Source organism: Vibrio sp. Y176, assembly GCF_033438945.1.
Genome location: NZ_JAWOQS010000654.1, coordinates 1 through 653, shown reverse-complemented (window position 1 = coordinate 653; position 653 = coordinate 1). Strand labels below are relative to the sequence as shown.

The following is a 653-nucleotide window of genomic DNA, read 5'->3' as shown; positions in this document are numbered from 1 at the left end:
CCGCTGGCGATAACCGTTTCACTGCCTTGCGCTTTGATTTCTACGCTCACGGTTTGGCCATCAAAGCGGCTTGAAGTGCCAGTGATTTGCAATGCGGCGGCGTTACTGCTATCCACATTGCCTACTGGCGTGATCGCCAAGGTTGGTGTGATCGGCATCGAGTGGCTGCGGTCTTCTGCACCCGTATTCCCCGAAAGGTCTTGGTAATCTTTCACCACCAATCCAACAGTCAGCTCTGACGACACTGGCACCACAACATCACCGGTCCAGACTTTCGCATCCACTGTCTTAGTCAGTGTGACGGCGGAACCACCCAGCTCTGCGCTTGCTGCTTGCAGCGCTTTATCGAACTCTAGTCTGACCGTAACACTTTGTCCTTCCGCTTGATGCGTTGGATTGAAGGTCGCGTTGCTCAAGGTTGGCAATGCCTGTGCCAACGTGAAGTTTGTGCTTTCTGTTGCTTCCACGTTCGAGGCATTGGTCCCCGTCACCACCACGGTGTAGGTGCCATTTGGCTCACCACTGATGTCCATCGCGTTGCTCGTCCAAGCGCCACCACTTTGTACCGTGGCACTGCCGCTGGCGATAACCGTTTCACTGCCTTGCGCTTTGATTTCTACGCTCACGGTTTGGCCATCAAAGCGGCTTGAAGT

Annotated in this window: 1 pseudogene; it reads right to left on the bottom strand. The window is 54.7% G+C overall.

Annotated elements, in window-relative coordinates:
- Positions 1 to 653: pseudogene (locus R7O13_RS27885) on the bottom strand (hypothetical protein); the annotation flags it as partial.